This is a genomic window from Bartonella taylorii 8TBB (assembly GCF_902825155.1).
Classification (GTDB): domain Bacteria; phylum Pseudomonadota; class Alphaproteobacteria; order Rhizobiales; family Rhizobiaceae; genus Bartonella; species Bartonella taylorii_A.
In genome coordinates, this window is the sequence record NZ_CADEAG010000130.1 from 1 (window position 1) to 443 (window position 443).

A 443-nucleotide genomic window follows, 5' to 3' on the forward strand; every position below is an offset into this window, starting at 1 on the left:
ACTGGGCAAATGGAAAAGGTCCGATAAATCAACACTGCCAATCCATTCTCTGATGCGGCTTGGCAAAGATTTAAAAAAATCGCTCAACCTTGTGATGGGTACCCATAAAACCATCAACAATCAGGATAAAACCGCGTACAATGCGTAACGTCATGCTTCACTCCTTGCTGCTTTACGATAAGTTTCAAACGTATCGCCAAAAGTGTGCATCATTTTCTTTTGGATATCTTCAGTAAGCCAATCAAATATGCGCTATTGCACCGGCTACCGAAACTTAAATCTCCTAAAGGTGGCACTTCTTCTGCATCAAATTTCACCCGAAACAGTCCTAATTGTAAAATACTGTTGCAATTTAAATCGCGATCAAACCAAACCCGCCCCCCAGCAGTGCACCCCGCGCAATCAGATCATTAAGAAACTGCGTGAGAGAGCGGGTAATAGCA

At 43.1% G+C, this 443-nt stretch carries 1 pseudogene; it reads right to left on the reverse strand.

Annotated elements, in window-relative coordinates:
* Positions 1–150: 150 nt before the first annotated feature.
* Positions 151–443 (reverse strand): annotated as a pseudogene (locus J7R13_RS09735) (phage tail protein); the annotation flags it as partial.